This window comes from Rhizobium sp. TBD182 (assembly GCF_001950375.1).
GTDB classification, from domain to species: domain Bacteria; phylum Pseudomonadota; class Alphaproteobacteria; order Rhizobiales; family Rhizobiaceae; genus Agrobacterium; species Agrobacterium tumefaciens.
In genome coordinates this window covers 67,614-87,447 of the sequence record NZ_BDLN01000009.1, presented here as the reverse complement: position 1 = coordinate 87,447, position 19,834 = coordinate 67,614, and the positions used below count along the sequence as shown (strand labels likewise).

The 19,834-nt window shown below is 59.8% G+C and carries 21 protein-coding genes; 11 read left to right on the top strand and 10 right to left on the bottom strand.

Annotated elements, in window-relative coordinates; genetic code table 11:
* The first annotated feature begins 102 nt into the window (after positions 1–102).
* A complete protein-coding gene (locus tag T18_RS21790; protein ID WP_038492068.1) occupies positions 103–717 on the top strand; it encodes an alpha/beta hydrolase in 615 nt (204 codons plus the stop codon).
* Positions 718–834: 117 nt separating this feature from the next.
* Here T18_RS21790 and T18_RS21785 read toward each other — a convergent pair whose 3' ends face one another.
* Positions 835–1,419 carry a transglycosylase SLT domain-containing protein gene (locus T18_RS21785; protein WP_013636743.1) on the bottom strand — a complete coding sequence of 195 codons (585 nt, stop codon included), beginning with the start codon at positions 1,417–1,419 and terminating at the stop codon, positions 835–837.
* Between the two features lie 682 nt (positions 1,420–2,101).
* Between T18_RS21785 and T18_RS21780 the strand changes: the two genes are divergently transcribed.
* Positions 2,102–2,635 carry a transglutaminase-like cysteine peptidase gene (locus T18_RS21780; protein ID WP_013636741.1) on the top strand — a complete coding sequence of 178 codons (534 nt, stop codon included), beginning with the start codon at positions 2,102–2,104 and terminating at the stop codon, positions 2,633–2,635.
* Between the two features lie 53 nt (positions 2,636–2,688).
* Here the strand turns inward: T18_RS21780 and T18_RS21775 are convergent, their stop codons facing one another.
* Positions 2,689–3,576, bottom strand: a complete 888-nt coding sequence (locus T18_RS21775; RefSeq protein ID WP_013636740.1) for a DMT family transporter — start codon at positions 3,574–3,576, stop codon at positions 2,689–2,691.
* 240 nt (positions 3,577–3,816) lie between these two features.
* Between T18_RS21775 and T18_RS21770 the strand changes: the two genes are divergently transcribed.
* Positions 3,817–5,115 carry an adenylosuccinate synthase gene (locus tag T18_RS21770; protein ID WP_003513983.1) on the top strand — a complete coding sequence of 433 codons (1,299 nt, stop codon included), beginning with the start codon at positions 3,817–3,819 and terminating at the stop codon, positions 5,113–5,115.
* Between the two features lie 70 nt (positions 5,116–5,185).
* Positions 5,186–7,489 carry a hypothetical protein gene (locus T18_RS21765; protein ID WP_038492066.1) on the top strand — a complete coding sequence of 768 codons (2,304 nt, stop codon included), beginning with the start codon at positions 5,186–5,188 and terminating at the stop codon, positions 7,487–7,489.
* Positions 7,490–7,742: 253 nt separating this feature from the next.
* On the opposite strand, the gene rpoH is transcribed toward T18_RS21765, so the two are convergent.
* The 4 genes from rpoH to T18_RS21745 form a co-directional block, all read right to left on the bottom strand.
* Positions 7,743–8,645: an RNA polymerase sigma factor RpoH gene (gene rpoH, locus T18_RS21760; protein WP_003491840.1), complete on the bottom strand. Its 903-nt coding sequence runs from the start codon at positions 8,643–8,645 to the stop codon at positions 7,743–7,745.
* 165 nt (positions 8,646–8,810) lie between these two features.
* The gene (locus T18_RS21755) at positions 8,811–9,635 is read right to left on the bottom strand and encodes a class I SAM-dependent methyltransferase (RefSeq protein WP_025594353.1); all 825 of its coding nucleotides are present in this window, start codon (positions 9,633–9,635) and stop codon (positions 8,811–8,813) included.
* 33 nt (positions 9,636–9,668) lie between these two features.
* On the bottom strand, positions 9,669–9,917 hold the full coding sequence (locus T18_RS21750; RefSeq protein WP_038492062.1) for a hypothetical protein: 249 nt from the start codon (positions 9,915–9,917) through the stop codon (positions 9,669–9,671).
* Between the two features lie 2 nt (positions 9,918–9,919).
* Positions 9,920–10,942 (bottom strand): RluA family pseudouridine synthase, encoded by a 1,023-nt coding sequence (locus tag T18_RS21745; RefSeq protein WP_003513979.1) that lies wholly within the window; start codon positions 10,940–10,942, stop codon positions 9,920–9,922.
* A gap of 38 nt (positions 10,943–10,980) precedes the next feature.
* Between T18_RS21745 and T18_RS21740 the strand changes: the two genes are divergently transcribed.
* Complete coding sequence (locus T18_RS21740; RefSeq protein WP_038492060.1) at positions 10,981–11,373, top strand: hypothetical protein; 393 nt, start codon at positions 10,981–10,983, stop codon at positions 11,371–11,373.
* Positions 11,363–12,235, top strand: a complete 873-nt coding sequence (locus tag T18_RS21735; RefSeq protein WP_038492057.1) for a TrmH family RNA methyltransferase — start codon at positions 11,363–11,365, stop codon at positions 12,233–12,235. The genes T18_RS21740 and T18_RS21735 overlap by 11 nt, the downstream gene beginning before the upstream one ends.
* Positions 12,236–12,448: 213 nt before the next feature.
* Here T18_RS21735 and T18_RS21730 read toward each other — a convergent pair whose 3' ends face one another.
* Both T18_RS21730 and T18_RS21725 read right to left on the bottom strand, forming a co-directional pair.
* Positions 12,449–13,648, bottom strand: a complete 1,200-nt coding sequence (locus T18_RS21730; RefSeq protein WP_038492054.1) for a hypothetical protein — start codon at positions 13,646–13,648, stop codon at positions 12,449–12,451.
* A gap of 143 nt (positions 13,649–13,791) precedes the next feature.
* On the bottom strand, positions 13,792–14,388 hold the full coding sequence (locus T18_RS21725) for a DUF1134 domain-containing protein (protein WP_003513975.1): 597 nt from the start codon (positions 14,386–14,388) through the stop codon (positions 13,792–13,794).
* 250 nt (positions 14,389–14,638) lie between these two features.
* Here T18_RS21725 and chpT point away from each other — a divergent pair, with 250 nt between their 5' ends.
* The 3 genes from chpT to T18_RS21710 all read left to right on the top strand — a co-directional run bounded on the left by chpT (position 14,639) and on the right by T18_RS21710 (position 17,069).
* Positions 14,639–15,286, top strand: a complete 648-nt coding sequence (chpT, locus tag T18_RS21720) for a histidine phosphotransferase ChpT (protein ID WP_003513974.1) — start codon at positions 14,639–14,641, stop codon at positions 15,284–15,286.
* An 86-nt stretch (positions 15,287–15,372) separates the two neighbouring features.
* Positions 15,373–15,900: a GNAT family N-acetyltransferase gene (locus T18_RS21715; protein WP_013636733.1), complete on the top strand. Its 528-nt coding sequence runs from the start codon at positions 15,373–15,375 to the stop codon at positions 15,898–15,900.
* A gap of 122 nt (positions 15,901–16,022) precedes the next feature.
* Positions 16,023–17,069 (top strand): alpha/beta hydrolase family protein, encoded by a 1,047-nt coding sequence (locus T18_RS21710; protein ID WP_038492051.1) that lies wholly within the window; start codon positions 16,023–16,025, stop codon positions 17,067–17,069.
* 50 nt (positions 17,070–17,119) lie between these two features.
* On the opposite strand, the gene T18_RS21705 is transcribed toward T18_RS21710, so the two are convergent.
* Both T18_RS21705 and ctrA read right to left on the bottom strand, forming a co-directional pair.
* A complete protein-coding gene (locus tag T18_RS21705; RefSeq protein WP_038492047.1) occupies positions 17,120–17,635 on the bottom strand; it encodes a GNAT family N-acetyltransferase in 516 nt (171 codons plus the stop codon).
* 82 nt (positions 17,636–17,717) lie between these two features.
* On the bottom strand, positions 17,718–18,422 hold the full coding sequence (gene ctrA / locus T18_RS21700; RefSeq protein WP_003491823.1) for a response regulator transcription factor CtrA: 705 nt from the start codon (positions 18,420–18,422) through the stop codon (positions 17,718–17,720).
* A gap of 481 nt (positions 18,423–18,903) precedes the next feature.
* Here ctrA and T18_RS21695 point away from each other — a divergent pair, with 481 nt between their 5' ends.
* Both T18_RS21695 and T18_RS21690 read left to right on the top strand, forming a co-directional pair.
* Positions 18,904–19,254: a flagellar export protein FliJ gene (locus T18_RS21695; protein ID WP_013636730.1), complete on the top strand. Its 351-nt coding sequence runs from the start codon at positions 18,904–18,906 to the stop codon at positions 19,252–19,254.
* A 312-nt stretch (positions 19,255–19,566) separates the two neighbouring features.
* Entirely contained in the window at positions 19,567–19,770 is a 204-nt protein-coding gene (locus tag T18_RS21690) for a DUF1059 domain-containing protein (RefSeq protein ID WP_038492045.1), read from the top strand.
* Positions 19,771–19,834: the final 64 nt, after the last annotated feature.

Below are 19,834 nucleotides of genomic sequence, written 5' to 3'. Positions count from 1 at the left end.
AGACGACACGCTGAAACCTCTCGCTCGACATGTGATGCCCAATGCCTTGCGGCAGAGTGAGTTCGGTATCGCTGAATTTCTCCTTTCAGAAAGGATTATCCAATGACCAAAGACACATATTTCCACAAATCCCGTGCCGGCGTTGCGGGTGCACCGCTTTTCGTCGTGCTGCACGGCACCGGCGGTGATGAAAACCAGTTCTTCGATTTCGGCTCGGGCCTGTTGCCGAATGCCACGATTGTCTCGCCGCTCGGCGATGTCGCCGAACATGGCGCTGCGCGGTTTTTCCGGCGCACGGGTGAGGGCGTTTACGACATGGCCGATCTAGAGCGGGCAACAGCCAAGTTGGCGGATTTCGTCAAAGCCAACCGGGAGCACTATCAGGCTGGTCCGGTTATCGGTCTCGGTTTTTCCAACGGCGCGAATATTCTCGCAAATGTGCTGATCGAACAGCCGGAGCTTTTTGATGCCGCCGTGCTGATGCATCCGCTCATCCCGTTCGAGCCGCAGGCGGCTGCGGCCAAATCCTCGCGCCGGGTGCTGATCACGGCCGGAGAACGCGATCCCATCTGCCCGGTGCCGCTGACGAAGGCGCTGGAAAAGAGCCTTGAAGCGCAGGGCGGCACGGTGAAAACGGTGTGGCATCCGGGCGGGCATGAAATCCGTTCGAACGAGATCGAGGCGGTGCGGGAGTTTCTAGCGCCTTATGGAGAGTAGCTTTCTGCCCGGCCTCCTTCCTCACCGGCATGCCGGATCTAGTCCGGGGTGACGGTGAGGGTAGGTGATCCGCCTTTCCGCATCGCATCCAGGCAGAACGATACTGCTACACTCGCCTCAGCGATATCCGCATTGCTGCAACTGCGCCTCGTAACGCAGGGCCATGTTTGCGGAGCGGCGGGCGGCTTTCTGAACGGCGGAATTGTTGCGCCAGCTTCCCTTGGCGTAACCGGCATGGCCGGAATAATAAGCGAGGTAGAGGTTATAGGGATCGTTCAGCGCAATGCCGTTTTCGCGGCGGCTCTTGGCGTGATACCAGCCGACGAAATGGATCGCGTCGGTGAAATCCGTGCGGCTTGCCGACCAGCGGCCGGTTTCGCGCTTGTAGACTTCCCATGTACCGTCCAGCGCCTGGGCATAACCGTAAGCGGTGGACTGGCGCGTCCAGGGAATGAAGCCGAAGAGTTTGGTGCGCGGCGGGCGGGCATAGGGGCGGAAGGCAGATTCGGTGTAGATCGTTGCCATCATCACCGGCACCGGCACGCCGAACTCCCTTTCGGCTGCCCTCGCGTCACGTCGCCAATTGTTGAAGAGGCCGTTCCGCTGCTCGAAAATCGCACAGGCATTGGTGACCTGCGACGGTGCGGTTGCGCAACCGGCCAGAACAGTCATCAGTAAAACAACGGCAAACACGCCACGCATCGCGGAACCCTTTCGTTCCGCTATTCTTAAATTGCTAACCATTAACGTCGGGTTTTAAGACAAGGTTAATTCAAATGCCGCCGATCAAGCGCCTGTTAACCCGCTGAAAATTCCTGTGTCCGGGATGCGGCAAAACCATGGGGTGAGTGGCGTTTTTTTCCGGAAATGGCATTGCCGGCATCCCCGCACATCCCCGGTCTCACAAAGCCGCTTATGCTTATCCCATACCGGTCATCCAGCGTGCGCGCGGCGCAAGGTGGGCGGGGCAGGCGGCCAAAACCGGGGAGTTTCCCGATGTCACGGTTGAGGCGGCCGGCATGTGCTCATCCTCCAAACAGGAACCGGTTTGGCGGGCGGGTCACATGTTGAAGCCGGGGCCGCATCGTCTGCAAAACCCTACTACACCATTTGATACTCCCGCAGCGATGCGGCCCCTTTATCGCTTCTAAGCGTTGCCTCGGTTTCGGGGCGACGGGCGCGGGCTATGTTTCCGGAGAGCCTGCCCCCTGTACAAAAATGAAAACCGATAAAATTGTAGCAATCGGCTTAAAGCGGCTGAAAACAGTGTTGTGCCATTGTGGGATCACAGACAAGGAGCGGACAACCTGCAAGGACGGGGCCGCTGCGGAAAACAGAAATCGAGACCGGCACAAGCCGGCGGATCGTCAAACGGGGTATGAAAATGCTGAAGAAGATTATCGCTGCCGCCATCTGCGGAATTGCTATTGCTTCCATGTCCACTCATGCCGATGCGGCTGGTGCCGCCGGTTTTGCCCGCAGCTTTGCCGCAGCCGAAAAGAGCGCCGTAACACAGATCGGTATTTCGGCGCCCGGCGGTTTTGATGGCTGCGTTCTGTCCGCCGGCCAATGCGTTTCGACGATTGCCGCGCCGCTGACCGGCGAACGCCGCGATGAACTGCTGCGCGTCAACCGCGATGTGAACGCCACCATGGGCGCACTCGATGATTATTTCTCCGGCTTTTCAGCCGATGTTCCGGCAACGCCTTCGGTAAGCGCCAATGATTGTGGCGATTGTGCCGCGATCAAGCGCACGGCACTGGCCGGTGCCGGCTGGTCTTCCGCAGCACTGCGCCTTGCCTTTTTGCTTGATGATGACGGATCGCTCGAAAAGGTGCTTGTTGTCACCACCGACAAGGGCGATATCGTGCTCGGCAACGCCGCTTTCTCTCCGGTTGAGCGCGAAACCGCGCTCTAACCCGAACTTTTCATGCCTGCCAGACTGCGCCGGTTTTCCAGACCCTTACGGGATCAGGAAGCCGGCGATTTTTTTCGTTCCGCCACGGCAATGCCGGCCAGCGCCATCACCAGCGCCGCGATCTGGTAGGGATGCAGGGTTTCGCTGAGGACGATGACGGAGAGAAGCGTGCCGAAGACGGGGACGAGGTTGATGAAAAGACCGGCGCGATTGGCGCCGATCTGCTCCACGCCCTTGATGTACAGGATCTGGGCGATGAGCGACGCGAAGATGGCGGCATAGACCACCAGCACCCAACCCCTCTGATCGGGCCAGACGACGTTGTCGCGTGAGATTTCCCAAAAGACCAGCGGGACTGAGGTGAGGAGGGCGAAAAAGGCTGGGATCGCCATCAGCGTGCGCCAGTCCACAATTGGTTTCCAGCGCAGGATGACGGTGTAGATGGCATAGACCAGCACCGCCAGCAGCATGATGGCGTCGCCGGCATTCATCTCCAGTTGCAGCAGCGAGACCGGATCACCATGCGAGGCGAGAAGCGCCACGCCGGCAATGGTGAGACAGAAACCGGCGATCTGGCCGAACAGCACACGGGTGCGGAACAGGATGAAGTTCAGCACGAATATGACCATGGGAATGCCGGCCTGGATGACGGCGGCATTGATGGCGGAGGTGTGCTGAAGCGCGGTATAAAGAAAGACGTTGAAGGCGGTGTAACCGATACTGCCGAGCACGAAGAAGTAAGGCAGGCGTTTTTTCACCACCGGCCAGTCCTTGATGAGCTGCGGCACGGAAATGGCGAAGATGATGGCGACGGCCAAAACCCAGCGCAGGAAGGTAAACGCCATGGGGCTGATGTGGCCGACGGCGAGCTTTCCGGCAACGGTATTGCCACCCCAGCAGAGCGTGGCGATGATGAGGGCGAGATAGGCTTTCGAAGGCACGCTGATGTTTCGCTTCTTCAAGGGGCGGGAAAAGGCTAAGGGGTGAATAGCGGCCTTGTGTCCGCGCTTGTCCCCCCACGGGGCGAGATAATGCGGAATTCGACGTTTTGTCACGGAAAAAGCAAAATTCACCATAAGAAACAGGGTCGCTTTCCGTAAAACAACGCAGTATACATTCGCGGGTTTGGGTTTCCCATCGGGTTATCGGGCGCGCAAGCGCCATGAGCAGGAAAGCAAGAAATGACGAATGTTGTGGTGGTCGGCTCGCAGTGGGGCGACGAAGGCAAAGGCAAGATTGTCGACTGGCTGTCCGAGCGGGCAGATGTCGTCGTGCGGTATCAGGGCGGCCACAATGCCGGCCATACTCTTGTCATCGATGGCATCAGCTACAAGCTTTCGCTTCTTCCTTCCGGCGTCGTGCGTCCGGGCAAGCTCGCCGTCATCGGCAACGGCGTCGTGGTCGATCCGCATGCGCTGATCGCTGAAATCGGCCGTCTGGAAGTGCAGGGCGTAAAGGTTACGCCGGAAAACCTGCGCATTGCAGACAATGCCACGCTCATTCTTTCCCTGCACCGCGAACTTGATGGCATGCGCGAAGACGCCGCCTCCAACAGCGGCACCAAGATCGGCACCACGCGCCGCGGCATCGGCCCGGCCTACGAAGACAAGGTCGGCCGCCGCGCCATCCGCGTCATGGATCTGGCCGACATGGAGGCGCTGTCCGCCAAGGTCGATCGCATCCTGACGCATCACAATGCGCTGCGTCGCGGCTTCGGCGCTGCTGAAGTTTCGCATGAAACCATCATGGAAGAGTTGAGCTCGGTTGCAGAACGCATCCTGCCGTTCAGCGAAACCGTATGGCTGCTGCTCGACAAGAAGCGCCGCGCCGGTGCGCGCATCCTGTTCGAAGGCGCGCAGGGCTCGCTGCTCGATATCGACCACGGCACATACCCCTATGTCACCTCTTCCAACACGGTTGCCGGTCAGGCCGCTGCCGGTTCGGGCATGGGTCCGGGTTCGCTGGGGTATATTCTCGGCATCACCAAAGCCTATACGACCCGCGTTGGCGAAGGTCCTTTCCCGACCGAGCTGCATGACGAAATCGGCCAGTTCCTGGGCGAAAAGGGCCATGAGTTCGGCACTGTCACCGGCCGCAAGCGTCGTTGTGGCTGGTTTGACGCAGCGCTGGTGCGCCAGTCGGTCGCCACCAACGGCATCACCGGCATCGCGCTCACCAAGCTTGACGTTCTCGACGGTCTGGACGAGCTGAAAATCTGCGTCGGTTACAAGCTCGACGGGCAGGAAATCGATCATCTTCCCGCAAGCCAGGGTGCGCAGGCTCGTGTCGAGCCGATCTATGTCACGCTGGAAGGCTGGAAAGAATCTACCGTCGGCGCCCGAAAATGGGCGGATTTGCCTGCTCAGGCAATTAAATATGTCCGTCAGGTGGAAGAACTGATCGGGGCGCCTGTCGCGCTTCTGTCGACAAGTCCGGAGCGTGACGACACCATACTTGTGACTGATCCGTTTGAGGACTAATGTCCTCGGCGATCTAGATTCATAAACCATATCGGGCCGGTACGTCGCCGGTCACGACGAGAAAGTGCTTATGGCGGATTTTGTAGCAGTCATTCGCAAGGCCGTGGATGGCTTGGCGAACAATACTCCCGAAAACCGGGCGAAGGTTTACGACAAGGCGCGCAGTGCGGTTGTGCGCCAGCTCGAGAATATGAAGCCACGTCCGCCGGAAGAATTGTTGCGCCGGCAGATCGCCAAGCTGGACGCCGCCATAGCCGAGGTGGACAGCGAATATGCCGAGGCCTTGCCGGCACTGGAGGAGGATGATGCTTTCTCCCCCGTGGCGGAAGAGGCGGATGCTGTCTATCATCCGCAGGACGTTGCCGAAGAGCCTGCCGTTCATGCCGCCGAGCGGTACGAGCCGGTGGAGGAAGAGCCTGCTCCGGTTGTGCCCGCACATTCGGAGCCGGTTTATCCTGTCCAGCCAGAGCCGGTTTATGAAGAACCGGCCCGCGAAGAGGAGCCTCTCCCCGAGGAACCCGTCGCCGCTTTAATCCCGCATGACGAGCAGCATTACGGCGCGCGTGAGCCGGAGGAGCTTTACGACGCACCCGAACCGGCCCGTGTCGCGCCGGTTCATGAAGCCGGTCCTCACGAGGAAGCCGGTACCTATTTCACCCGCGCGCATGAAGAGCCGGCCTATCAGCCGGAGGACGAGCGCGTTGACGATATCGCGCCTGAAGCGGCGGCCCCCCATGCCGATGATTCCGTGCCGCCCCATTGGGCGCAGCCGGTTGACGAGGATGACTGGCGCAAGCTCGAAGAAGCGCAGGACGAGGATGTTCGCCCGGCTGCCGAGGCCGAAGTGCGCCACGAGAGGGACGACCATTCCGCCGTCGCCGGTTATTCCGCGCAGCACTATCAGGCCCCGGATGTCAGCTTCGAGCCGGAGCGGCGCGACGGGAACGAGCCTGCCGGTTACCGCGCTGCTGCCGATCACGATCCGATTTTTGGCGGGCACGACGATTTTTCCGAACCCCGGCAGACCGAAGACGCGGCCCCGAAGAAGGCTGCCGTCGTCGAGGACTTCTCGTCCTATTTCGAGGACACGGATCTCGCGATCCCGCCGAAGGCCACGCCTGCGTTGCCGCGCGCCGATAACGATCCCTTCGATGACCGTGCCTCCAAGGACAACAAGGAGCGCACGCCCTGGGACGATCTGGACGAGCTGATCGGTTATGACGGTGCGTCATCTTCCAGCCGGGCAACGACGAACGAAATGCCCGCTCTCGGTGCTGGTGCCGCGACGCCCGCTTACATGGTCAAGAAGAAGCCGCGCCGGAATTATGCCTCGCTGGTACTTGCGCTTGTGGGCGCCGGGCTTCTTGCCGGTGGTGGTTATGCGCTCTGGTTGAACCGTGATGCGCTGAACGACATGGTCGGTGGCCTGGTGCAATCGGCACAGAAGGATGGCGGCACCCAGACGCCTCCAGCCAATACGGCGCAGACGCCGACATCCACACCGCCAGCTGCCCAGCAGCCGCCCGCCAGCGGGCAGCAGCCGACGACAAGCCCCACCAACCATCAGGCGCAGCCGCATGCCGATGACGGGTCCGTCACCGGCACCAAGTTCACCCAGCGGCTTCTGGCCGACGGGACCGAGCGCGATGACGGGCCGGCGCAGGGCGCCAATGGCCAGCCCGTCACGGCGGAAGGGCAGTCGGTCTATGAGCAGAATGTCGCGCCGCCACCTGCGGGCGAGGCTCCGGCCAATACGGCTGCGGGTACTCCGGCTGGTACGCCGCCGGCACAGCCGCCTGCTGCGGCCGCTGCCGCCACGGGCGACCGCATGTTCCTCTACGAGGAAGTGCTGGGCCAGACGGTTCCCACCGCCATTCAGGGCAGCGTTTCCTGGTCCTTGCAGCAGGAGAACGACAATGAGGGTCGTCCGTCCGCAACGGTGCAGGGCCAGATCACGGTTCCAGGACGTGGCCTCAGCGCGCTCATCACCTTCAAGCGCAACACCGATCCTTCGCTTCCGGCAAGCCATCTGATCGAGATCGTCTTCTCGGTTTCGCCCGGCTTCGAAGGCGGCGCGATCGACAGCGTCCAGCGTATCGCGATGAAGAGCACGGAGCAGGATCGTGGTAACGCCCTGATCGCGGTTCCGGCCAAGATCACCGACGATTTCCACATGATCGCGCTTAACGACTTCCCGGATGCGATGAAGACCAATCTGGAGCTGTTGAAGAGCCGCAACTGGATCGACATCCCGGTTTCCTACCGCAACGGCCGCCGTGCGCTTCTGACCTTGCAAAAGGGCAATGACGGCATCGCCGCCTTCGACACGGCGCTACGCGAATGGGCGGCTGCAAAGCCCGCGACCGGTCAGTGATTTGTGTGGGGGATCGGCTAAAGCCGGTCCCCTCATTTCTTCCTTATGTCTTGCAAATAAAAAGCCCGCAGATCTCGCGATCTGCGGGCTAAGAAATTTCCTGGCAAAGAATCTCACTCTTTCGTCACGCCGGACATCAAGGGGAGTGAGAGGGGATGGCAGTTGAGCCAATTACTCCGACCTCATCCTCGGGACAGGCCCGAAGATGACGTAGCCGATAAGTTCAGCCCCACCCTCTTAAAAAGACCGAGCCTTACGCATCCACCACGCGCAGCGCGCGGGCGGCTTCGAGGGCTTCCTTCTGGACCGCTTCCTGAACCTTCTCGAAGGCGCGAACCTCGATCTGGCGCACGCGTTCGCGGCTGATATCGAACTCGGATGAGAGTTCTTCCAGCGTTACCGGGTCTTCGGCAAGGCGGCGGGCCTCGAAGATGCGGCGTTCACGATCGTTCAGCACGCCCATGGCCTTGGCCAGCATGCGGCGGCGGGTTTCCAGCTCGTCCTGCTCGATCAGCACGGCTTCCTGGCTTTCATGGTCGTCCACCAGCCAGTCCTGCCATTGGCCGGATTCGCCTTCGGATGCCTTGATGGGCGCATTCAGCGATGCGTCGCCATGCAGGCGGCGGTTCATCGAGATCACTTCTTCCTCGGAAACCTGCAGCTTGGTGGCGATTTCCTTGACGTGTTCCGGCTTCAGATCGCCATCGTCGATCGCCTGGATACGGCCTTTCAGCCGGCGCAGGTTGAAGAACAGGCGTTTCTGGTTGGCAGTCGTACCCATCTTCACCAGCGACCACGAACGCAGGATATATTCCTGGATCGAAGCCTTGATCCACCACATGGCGTAGGTGGCCAGACGGAAACCGCGTTCCGGATCAAACTTCTTCACCGCCTGCATCAGGCCGACATTGCCTTCGGACACGACTTCGCCAATCGGCAGGCCGTAACCGCGGTAACCCATGGCAATCTTGGCAACAAGGCGCAGGTGGCTGGTGACGAGCTTGTGAGCGGCGTCGCGGTCGCCATGCTCGGCGTAACGCTTGCCAAGCATGTACTCTTCCTGCGGCTCCAGCATCGGGAATTTACGGATTTCGTCGAGATATCTATTGAGACCGGCTTCGCCGGCCGTAATTGTAGGCAAACTATTGCGGGCCATAAAGCACCCCCTTATCTATGGTCTGGAACGGCACCCTCATCGATTGGCGATTACTCGCCCAAGGCACACCGCTAGTGGCGGGTCGTTACCGACCCCGCACGAACCCACGTAACAAATATGTATGCACCCGCCGCGTTTCAAGCGAACACAGCGTTCACACATGCGTTATGTCCCGGCGACACCTTCTTTGACCTGTTTAACTTTCGAACGGTAAATTCGTTCCGAAAAACCACCGAGACCGGAGCGCACCATCAACTCATACATGACCCGCCGGCGGGTGGGGTTGTGCAGGCGAACGACCCGGGAGCCGAGAAACTCCGTTTCGACATGATCGAGTGTCTGCAAGTCGGGGCCAGAGGCAATCGCGTCCGCGTAGACAGCGTGAAATTCACGGCGGCAGACATAGGTCTTGTATTTCGTCATGGCGAAGCAGGCGAGGCTGTGGCCGTGGGTGCGCAGAAAATCGGCGACGCCAACGGTCACTTCCGGCCATGCGGGATTGAAGGTATCGTCGAAGACGATGACGCCGTGCGGGGCGATCACCTCCAGCGCCAGTTTCGCGTCCGCCAGCACATGGTGCAGGTGGTGCCCGCCGTCAATGCTGAAGAACCTGACGGGACCAGTCCGCGACGTAATATCTGTGGGTGCGAGCCGGGTGCTGTCGCCCTTGATGATCAAGTCCTCATCCATCGCAAAACCCAACCGCCTGCCGTTTTCCATCAGGCGGTCATATTGGTCGAGGCTTCCGTCCGAGGGTGGGTCGAGTTCGAACAGGTCGACGCCCAGAACCTTTTCCTGCGGCTGTGCGAATTTGCGCAGCAGAAAATAGGAGCGGCCATAATAGACGCCGATCTCCGCCATGCCGCCCTTCAGGCCGTCCCTTGTCTGCGCCTGCAGCAGCGCCTTGAAGACAAGCGCGTCGGGTGGGTCGATATAGCCTTCGACGCTTCGTAATCCCTGAAAGATAAACTGGCGTTCATCGGTGTTCATGCGCGATAGATCCCGTCGTCATGCCGGTTCCGTTCAGCTCTGCGGATAAAACGGCGTTACTTGCAACGTCTGTCTTTCGGCAAGCCAGAGGTCCGGCCACGGCATTCGCGGTGACGATTTCAAGCTTTCCGGGGTTTGAAGAGGTGCGACGATTGAAGCGGAATTGGGGCGGTCTACAAGAAAGACCATGTGGGGAATATCGCTATCCGCTAATCTCTTTTTATTTTCCGTGGCTTCCGGCAAGATGCACGGCGTGGTTTTTTTGACCTCGCCGTGCGGCATTTTCAGCTCCGCAGGGCGATGAGCAGTTCTTCCATATCATCAGGCATGTCTGTTTCGAATTCCATCACCTCGCCGGTGCGGGGGTGTTCGAAGGCCAGGAGATAGGCATGCAGCGCCTGTCGCGGAAAGCGGTTGACGGTGCTTCTTGCCGGTTCCTCAAGCAGGTTCGCCTTGGTGCGGAAGGCCGCGCCATATTCGGGGTCGCCGATCAGCGGATGGCCGATATGGGCCATGTGCACGCGGATCTGATGGGTGCGGCCGGTTTCCAGGCGGCACTCCACCATCGAGGCGAGGCAGGACGCATCCGCCTTTTCATGGAAACGTTCCATAACCTCGTAATGGGTTATCGCCTCGCGGGCATCGTCCGTGTCCTCGCGCTTGACGGCGCGTTTGGTGCGGTCGGCGCCGCGGCCGAGTGCGGCGTCAATGGTGCCGCGCAGCGTGCGCGGTCGGCCCCAGACGACGGCCTTGTAGGCGCGTTCCAGCGGGCCGGTGCGGCCGTGATCGGCAAATTGCGCGGCGAGATGGCGGTGTGCATTGTCGTTTTTCGCCACGACCATGACGCCGGAGGTTTCCTTGTCCAGCCGATGCACGATGCCGGGGCGCTTCACGCCGCCAATGCCGGAGAGGCTGTCGCCGCAATGATATATGAGGGCGTTGACCAGCGTTCCGGTCCAGTTGCCGGCGCCGGGATGCACGACGAGACCGGCGGGTTTGACGAGCACGATCAGGTCGTCGTCCTCATATTCCACATCGAGCGGGATATCCTCGCCCTTGGGTTCGGGGTCTTCCGGCTCCGGCATGACGATCTCGACGCGGTCGTGCGGGTGCACCTTCTTTTTCGGCTCGGTCACCGGCGTGCCGTTCAATAAAACGGCACCCTGCTCGATCAGGGCTTTCAGGCGGCTGCGCGACAGATCGCCGCCAACTTCGCCCGCCAGCCACACATCGATGCGGCCTTCGGCGTCTTCGCCGGCAATCAGGACTTTCCTTGCGTCTCCGCCTTGTTTAAAGGGGTCGTTCATTCTTATTTTTCCGATCAATCAGCATTCTAGGGAACCCGATGACGCACATCGAGCAAGACGAACAGGAAGACAAGCCGCTTGATCCGGCCATGGATAAAGTTCGCCGCAAGATGATCCGTTTGCAGATCGTGTCGGGCTCCGTGATGTTCATCAGCCTTATGGCTGTGTTCGGCGCGGTTGTCTACAAGGCGGTAGGACCATCGAAAACCGTTGTAACGCAGAGCGTACCGCAAAATCTGGCGGTTCCCACCGGCAACGGACCGCTTGCCGTGACCGCCAGCCTGCCGCAGGGCTTTACAATCGACAATGTCAGCTATTCCGGCGGTGACGTGCTGTTTTACGGCAAGCTTGCCAACGGCACCCGCAAGGCGCTGGTCTTCAACGTCGCGGCCGGCCGGTTTCTCGCCGATGTGACGGTCGATGCCCAGTGAGGATATTGATCCGGCGGGCGCGCATGCGCTTCTGGACGGTCGGGCTCTGATCCCGGTCGAAGACCCGGCCGATCCGCGCATTGCCGCCTTTCGCGATATTCGCGAGCGTGATCTCACCGGTCGCCAGGGCCGTTTCATCGCGGAAGGCACGGTTGTGTTGCGCATGCTGGCCGCCGCCCACAAGGCGGGTGGTGCCTTTGCGGCGGAAAGCATTCTCATCCTCAAGAACCGGCTTTCCGGCGTCGCGGATATCCTTGCCGATTTTCCACCCGATGTGCCGGTCTATGTGGCGGAAGCGCCGGTGCTGGATTGCATTGTCGGTTTTCACCTGCATCGCGGCATTCTGGCGCTCGGCCGCCGGGTGCGTGACATTACGCTGGACGGGTTGACGGACGCGCTTCCCGCCTCGTCGCTGGTGCTGGTGGGCTGCGGCATTTCCAACCACGACAATCTGGGTGCGATGTTCCGCAACGCCGCGGCCTTTTATGCCGATGCGGTGTTTCTGGACGGGACTTCATGCGATCCGCTCTATCGCAAGGCGCTCCGGGTGTCCGTCGGTTCCGTTCTCTCGGTTCCCTATCATCGCGGCGGTGGTGCGGTGCAGATGCTGGAGCGGCTTTCGCAGGCCGGTTTTGCGATCTGGAGCCTTTCGCCGAATGGCGAGACCGAGATTCGCGATATTCCACGTTCGGAGCGCATGGCGCTGGTCATCGGCACGGAAGGTGAGGGGTTGCCGCAATCGGTACTGTCTCGGTTCCATACCGCCCGGATTGCGCAGTCGCCGCAATTGGACAGTTTGAATGCGGGGACGGCTTCGGGGCTGGCGCTTTATCAGATGGCGGGGGCGATAGGGCGGGTTTAGGTCTTCGCGATGTTACTCGTGACGAATGCCGCTCACCCCCCTCTGTCCTGCCGGACATCTCCCCCACAAGGGGGGAGATCGACCTGAGGCTAGGTCTCGGCCATCTCGATGTTTGCGAATGAAGTGACGTAAAGCTTCTTGCCGATCTCCCTCCTTGGGGGGGAGATGTCCGGCAGGACAGAGGGGGGTAAACCACACCCACCGAAGGGAATATCAACCCTTCCGCTTCTCCATCAACACACTCGCCCGCTTCGCAAGGCTCTCACGGCCGGTCGAGGCGCTGGCCTTCGCAAGCAGCCCCGGGATCGGCGATTTCTCGCCCTCCTGCGCTGCGGTGAGCGCGATCATCTTGGCGGCGATGCGGGCGATTTCGCGACGGATCGGTTCGTCGTTGCCGGTGCCGCGCACATTCAGCAGGCGTTCGGTGAGTGCCGTTCCCTGATTGCGGATATCCTCGATCTCCTGCTCCAGACCTTCCGGCGGCGGCACTGCCGGTTCGAGGGCGGTTGAGGCCGGTGCAGTGTCTGCCGCAACCACGGGCGCGATTTCGGGCAGGACGGGCGCCTTTTGCGGCTGGCTTGCGGTTTCCCCGTTCAGTACGGCGGGGTTGGGCAGACGGATGATCATGTCGTCGGCGCGGCCGCCGGTTGCGGCAAGCTGTTCCTTCAGGCGGGCAACCTCCTGATTGCGCAGGGTCAGCATGGTGTCGAGATCGGCATTTTTTGCCATGACACTGGCGATCTGTTCTTCCAGCCGGGTGACCTTGCGGCTTTCGCGCGCAACCGCCGTCATGGCCTCCTTGTTGCGGGCAGCGACATCCTGCAATTCGCGGGTCGCCGTTTCGCCCTCCTTGCGGAAACGCGAGGCGGTCTGTTTTGCCTGCTCGGCCTCCAGATCGCGGGTGGCGGCGAGGATTTTCGAATCATCCAGCTCGCGGGTCAGATTGGTGAGGCGAGCGGTGATCTCAGACATCTGGCCGGCACGCGCATTTGCGGCCTGTTCCTGCTCCAGAAGGTTTGCCTGTATTGCGCTCGCGCGTTCCTCGCTGGCGTCGAGGGCGCCTCGCAATTCGCCGATTTCCAGCGTCAATTCCTCGATTTTCAGCAAAAGGCCGCGGTTCTGCTCGCCGAGGCGATAGGCATCGCTGGATGCTGCCTCGTTGGCGAGGCGGAGCGAGGTGTTCTTTTCCCGTTCGGTGTCCAGTTCCTGACGAACCTTGGCGTTTTCGGCGGCATAGAGCGCGCGTGCCATGTCCTTCTGGGCGCGAACTTCCTGGGGGCTGATGGGCATTGTCGCGCGCAGCCGGTTTTCCGTATAGGCAACGATGCGGCGATGGATCGCGGGCGCGATCAGCAAGGCCAGCAGGGTAGCGGTGAGAAAACCCAATCCGAAAAGAATGGCATATTCAATCACGCGAGACAGTCTCCGAAACTCAGATACGCGCGCATTCGGAAAGAGGAGCGCGAGAGCACGTTACGCTATTATTGCAACCGTTGGGAGGGGTGTCGCCAAGGCAATTGCGCGGGGAGCCGCAAGAGTGCCTCCCCATCTCAGCGTCAGAAGGGGTTCCAGGTCGGTTCCTGGGTAAGCTTCAGGTAGCCGACATTGATGCCGAGGCGCGCGCCGATGCCGGTGCGAATGGGTGCCAGCGTGACATCGCTGCTTTTCAGATAGGTCATGCCGACGCCGGCGACGATGAAGGCCGAGCCGCTGACGCCGCCGTAACGGCGATAAAGCGAATCGACCGAAGGCAGATTGTAGACCAGCATCATGGCGCGGGTGCCTTGGCCGCCGTAATCGAGGCCGAGCGACGGGCCTTGCCAGAAGACGGGATGCTGGCCGGCATTCTTGGTATAAAGCGTGCCTTCGCCATAGGTGAGGCCCGCGACGAAAGCGCCGGAGCCTTCCTGCCCCAGAATATAACCGTTCGGAAGACCGTATTGCTGGAAGGCGCGTTCTACCACCTTGGCGAGGCCGCCGGTGGTTTCACCGAAGAATCCGTGGCCTGCATCCACGACTTCCTGAAAAGAATATTGATCGCTGTTCTGGGCCGAGGCCGGTGCGGCCCACATCAAAAGGCTGGCAAGGAGCGCAAAAATCTTTCCCAGTCCGAGGCGTGCAATGGTGCGGGTTTTCGTAAGGCGCATCGTCATGTCCGTCCGTCTGTTCGTTGGTGCATCAGCCCGAAAATCCGAATCGATTTTCGGCAGGGCCCATGCGAAGATTCAAAGTTCCAGAGCATCCTTTATACGTCCGAACGGACGCAGGGCGCTCCAGGGTGGCCTGTTAAGGCATTTGGCATTTTGAAACCATCCTATTAACAATCGGTTTACCAAATATGGTGTCATTATGGCTTAACAATTTCCACACCGTCCGCGCCTCCCTTGCGCAGGAGAGAATTTTATGACGAGCAAACTCAATATCACGCTGTCCGGTCCCGATCTGGCAGCTCTTCTGTGCAGTCGTGTGTGCCATGACGTGATCTCTCCTGTCGGCGCCATCAATAACGGCCTCGAGTTGCTGGACGAGGGCGGCACCGATGACGATGCGCTGGATCTCATCCGCACATCCGCTCTTAACGCATCCGTGCGGCTGAAGTTCGCCCGCCTTGCTTTCGGCGCGTCCGGCTCCGCTGGCGCTTCGATCGATACCGGCGAGGCTGAAAAAGCCGCCAAGGATTTCGCTGCCGCCGAAAAGAAGGCCGAAGTGACCTGGAACGGCCCGCGCGCCATCGTCGCGAAAAATCGTGTCAAACTTTTGCTCAACCTCTTTCTCGTGTCCTACAGCGCGATCCCGCGCGGGGGTAATGTGGATGTGGTGCTGGAAGATCCGGAGGGTGACGCCAAATTCGAAATCACCGTCAAGGGCAAGATGATGCGCATTCCGGCCAAATTCGCCGAGATCTACGAAGGCAGGCTGGAAGAGGCGGTCGACGCCCATTCCGTGCAGCCCTATTACACGCTGCTTCTGGCGGAGGAGGCCGATATGGCCGTGGAATACAAGGTGCATGAGGATCGCATCGTGTTTACCGCAAAGACGGTTGCCGCGTGATCGTTCAGTTGCAGAGGTAGTTTTGTGAAAGGGCCGGGTAGCGTTTTCCGACGCGCCGGCCTTTTTTGCTTTTGGGGAAGAGGTTCATGACACGTCTGACAACCGCGCGCCTCGTCCTGCGGCCGCACGCCATCACGGATGAAGCGCTTTATTGTGCGTTCTGGAGCGCGGATGTCCGGCCCATCGAAGGGGTCACATCGATTACGCCGCTGGACCCCGAAATCGCCTTTGCCCGTCTTTTGCGCTTCATCGGCCATTGGTCGGTCTTCGGCTTCGGTCCCTTTGTCGTGGAGGAGGCAAGCTCCGGGCGTATCGTCGGCGAGGTGGGCTTTGCCCATATGCGCCGTGGAAACGGCACCGATTTCGATGGCGTGCCAGAAGCGATGTGGAAAATCGATGCTGATCTGAACGGCAAGGGCGTCGCGACCGAGGCGGTGGCGGCGGCAACAGGGTGGTTTGATCGCAGCGGAATTTCGCAGCGGACCGTCTGCATGATTGATCCACTCAACACCCCCTCGCTCGTCATCGCCGCCCGTTTCGGCTTCCGCCTGTTTCGCGATTCGACATTCCGGGGCAATCCCATCCGGCTTTTCGAGCGGGTGGTGGGGGTTTAGTACTGCGCATTCCCACCGTGTCGTCTCAATCGCGTTTCAGGGCGTCCTGAAACCTGTTCGAGGTCTCGGACGGTGGCGGTTTGAACCAAGGGTTGATCCAAGATCAATTTTTGGAGCTTCACATGCGCTATTTTCTTGTGGTTGCCATCGCCATCCTCTCCACCGCTGCGCCAGTGATGGCGGAGAACGCCATTGGTTTCAGACAGCTGGAATTGCCCGATGATTCGGGCACGCGAATGCTGAACCTGTCATTGTGGTATCCGTCCGCACCATCGGGAAAAACTGAGACAGTGGGCGAAAACGCTGCCTTTTATGGTCTCGAGGTTCAACCTGATGCGTCGTTTCTGGCCGGTTCCCGTCCTTTGGTGTTGCTGTCACACGGATTTGGCGGAAGCTGGCGCAATCTGAACTGGATCGCCGGTGAGCTTGTTCAGCAGGGTTATATCGTGGCCGCGCCGGATCACGCGGGCGAATCATTCACTGAAGAGAATGCGATGGAGATCGTGCCGTTATGGGAACGCCCGCGCGACATCAGCCGAACGTTGACGGCGTTGCTCGATAACGATCAACTCGCTGGAAAAATCGACAGGGCACGCATCGCGGTCATCGGCCATTCTCTCGGAGGCTGGACCGCCATGGAGCTGACTGGCGCCCGCTACAGCGCCGATCTCGCGCTAAAAGACTGCAATGCGGAGAAGGTTCTGCCGCAATGCAAGGCGCCACGGTTGCTGGCCAAGGTCGGAATCGCTAACGGCGGCAAGGCCGATCCACGCCTTTCGATGGATTTGCGCGATGCTCGCATCCGCGCGGTGATTGCGCTCGACGCTGGCCCGGCTGCCGGTTTCCTGCCGGAAACGCTGAAACGTGTCGATGTACCGGTTCTGGTTCTGGCCGCCGGTGTGGAAACGCCCGAGATTGCCGCCATCAAGGCTGATTCGGAATATATCGCCCGCAATCTGCCAAAGGCGACCACGGTTTATCGCGAAATACCGGATGCCAGCCATTTCAGCTTCATGCAGACATGCAAGCCAAACGGCGAAAAAATCGTCGAGGAGCTTTCACCGGGGGAAGGTTTCGTCTGCCGTGACGGCGGGGGCAGGGACCGCCTGGCCATCCACCGGCAGATCGCGGAGGCGATTGTCGGCTTCCTGAACGTGGAAATGCATTAAGACAGGTGTTCGGGACGTCTCGGTGAACCGTTGCGCGACGTCCCGATCCGTCAGGTCACTTTTTGCGGATGATACCGATAGGCAAGGTCTTCAGGATCAGACCGTGGTGCCGATGGGTCGATAACACCGCCGAGGCGCTGTGCAACTGCTGCTGATTTGCTGTTGCGCGGCGAGACATAGCTGACCAGCGTCTGCAATTTCAGGGTCTCGAATGCCCAGTCGCGCAGTGCAGAGGCCGCTTCCGCAGCATAACCGTGGCCTTCCTGGCCGCCATAAAGCAGCCAGCCCAGTTCCTTTTCGGGAAATAGCGGGCCGTGATTGATGCCGACCTGGCCGATACATTGCCCGGTTTCGCCAAGTTCGATCATCAGCGCCCCGTGGCCGAAAAAATGCCAGTTGGCGAGATCGTGACAAAAAACGCCCCAGGTTGACGGCAGGTCATATGGTCCGCCGACGCCGATGGAGCGGGTTGACGCCATAAAGTCGCGATAGGCGGGGAAATCCGCCATGATCTGCGGGCGCAAAATCAGGCGTTCCGTTCTGAGGGTGGGGATAGAATGGTCCATGGCACTATCCAATCATGAAATCGCAACAAAAAACCCGCTGTCGCCAGCGGGTCTTTTAAAAACTGCCATATCCTGAAGGGGATCAGGCGGTTTCGAGAAATTCCGTGGCTCCATCAGGCTCGCGCAGGACATAACCGCGGCCCCAGACGGTTTCGATGTAGTTTGCGCCGCCTGCGGCATTTGCGAGCTTCTTGCGCAGCTTGCAGATGAAGACGTCGATGATCTTCAGTTCCGGTTCGTCCATGCCGCCATAAAGGTGGTTCAGGAACATTTCCTTGGTCAGCGTCGTGCCCTTGCGCAGCGAAAGCAGCTCAAGCATCTGATATTCCTTGCCGGTCAGGTGAACGCGCTGGCCGCCCACTTCAACCGTCTTGGCATCGAGATTGACGATCAGCTCGCCGGTGGAGATGACCGATTGCGCATGGCCCTTGGAACGGCGGACGATTGCGTGAATACGGGCAACAAGCTCGTCCTTGTGGAACGGCTTCGTCATGTAGTCGTCTGCGCCGAAGCCGAGACCACGAACCTTGTCCTCGATACCGGCCATGCCGGAGAGGATGAGGATGGGTGTCTTGACCTTGGAAAGGCGCAAGGTTCTCAAGACCTCGTAACCCGACATATCGGGCAGGTTGAGATCGAGAAGAATAATGTCGTAATCGTAGAGTTTACCGAGGTCCACGCCTTCCTCGCCGAGGTCGGTCGTGTAGACGTTAAAACTTTCCGACTTGAGCATCAGTTCGATGCTCTGCGCTGTTGCGCTGTCGTCTTCAATAAGTAGAACCCGCATAATTATCCCCTTTGCCGCCCGCAGATTGGTAAATCATTGCCTCGCGCGATGCGGATCCAGACGTTGCCTGATTTGCAGGCTGCCACCAAATGGTTAACAAATTCTAATTGCCTTTGGCAAGGTGTATCGAATTTATTAAGCAAAGTTGGCATTTCGCTGTTTTTGCACGTGAATCCACCATCGCCAAAATTGAAGCTTAACGTGAGGATATCTCGCTAAGTGATTCAATCGACTCTTACATCGTCGGGCCCGTTTTTTTGGACCTGGCATTTACCGACCCTTAAATGATCGTGTTTATCATTAACGATGCCCGTAAACGAAAGGTTAACGGCGGCGTTTTTTTATTAACGCCGGGTAACTTTTGGGAATCATTCCGGCACAACGGGTTAACCGGGCCGGTTGAGCGGGCGGGTTAAACGGGCCGATCGAGGGGGCATAGTGCCTTTTTGATCCGGGTCTCGCTATCCATGGAGTATTGCGTATGAAGTCGCGTGACAGCCTGGTTCGCCTGAAAGAATTTCAGGTTAATGAAAAACGCCGGCAACTTAGCCAGTTGCAGCAGATGATGTCCGAGTTTGAGCGGATGGCAAAGGAACTGGTGCATCAGATATCGCTGGAAGAGAGCAAGTCCGGCATTACCGATCCGACCCACTTCGCATATCCGACCTTCGCCAAGGCCGCGCGTCAGCGTGCGGACAATCTTCAGGTCTCGATCCGGGAGCTGAAGACCCAGCAGGAAGCCGCAGAGGCTTCTCTGGAAGAGGTGCAGGCCGAATATGAAAAGGCGGCGGCACTGGAAAACCGCGACGGAGCGATCCGCGCCCGCGCCTAGGTATTGGCGCAAGATCATATAAGGATCGTCCTCATTGACGGCTGCCGGTGGATCAGGAGGCGGCTTTCAATGACGGGATGCCCATGCTTTTTTCTGGAAGGCCGCCCCTCGTTGGCGGCCTTTTGCTTTGGCGCACCGCAGCGCCTTGCCCTGCTGGTTTCTTGCGGGGCAGGGACGCAGGGAATCCCTGCGTTTTCGATTGTCCGGGACCGGGGAAAGGCGTAATTTGGTGAAGTTCCGACTAAGAGCCGGAGGCTTGTCCCACGCGCGCCCTGCGCGGACGCGGGTGGGCCAGAAGCGGGGAGGAAACAAATGGCCCGCCAATATATCGATTGCCGCGAATTCCCGAGCGACAGCAAATGCTCGATCGCCATCTCAGCCGATTCTCAGGAAGAGCTTCTGGAGGCGGCCGTGCAGCACGCCGTTGCGGTGCACGGCGCCGAGGATACGCCGGAATTTCGGGCCGAAGTTCGAAGGAGCATACATGCAGGAACACCGCCGCTGAAGGTGGCGTGATTGCTGGCAGCCTGAAATCTATCCGTCGACATGCCGGGCCTGATCCGGCATCCAGCCGACGCGC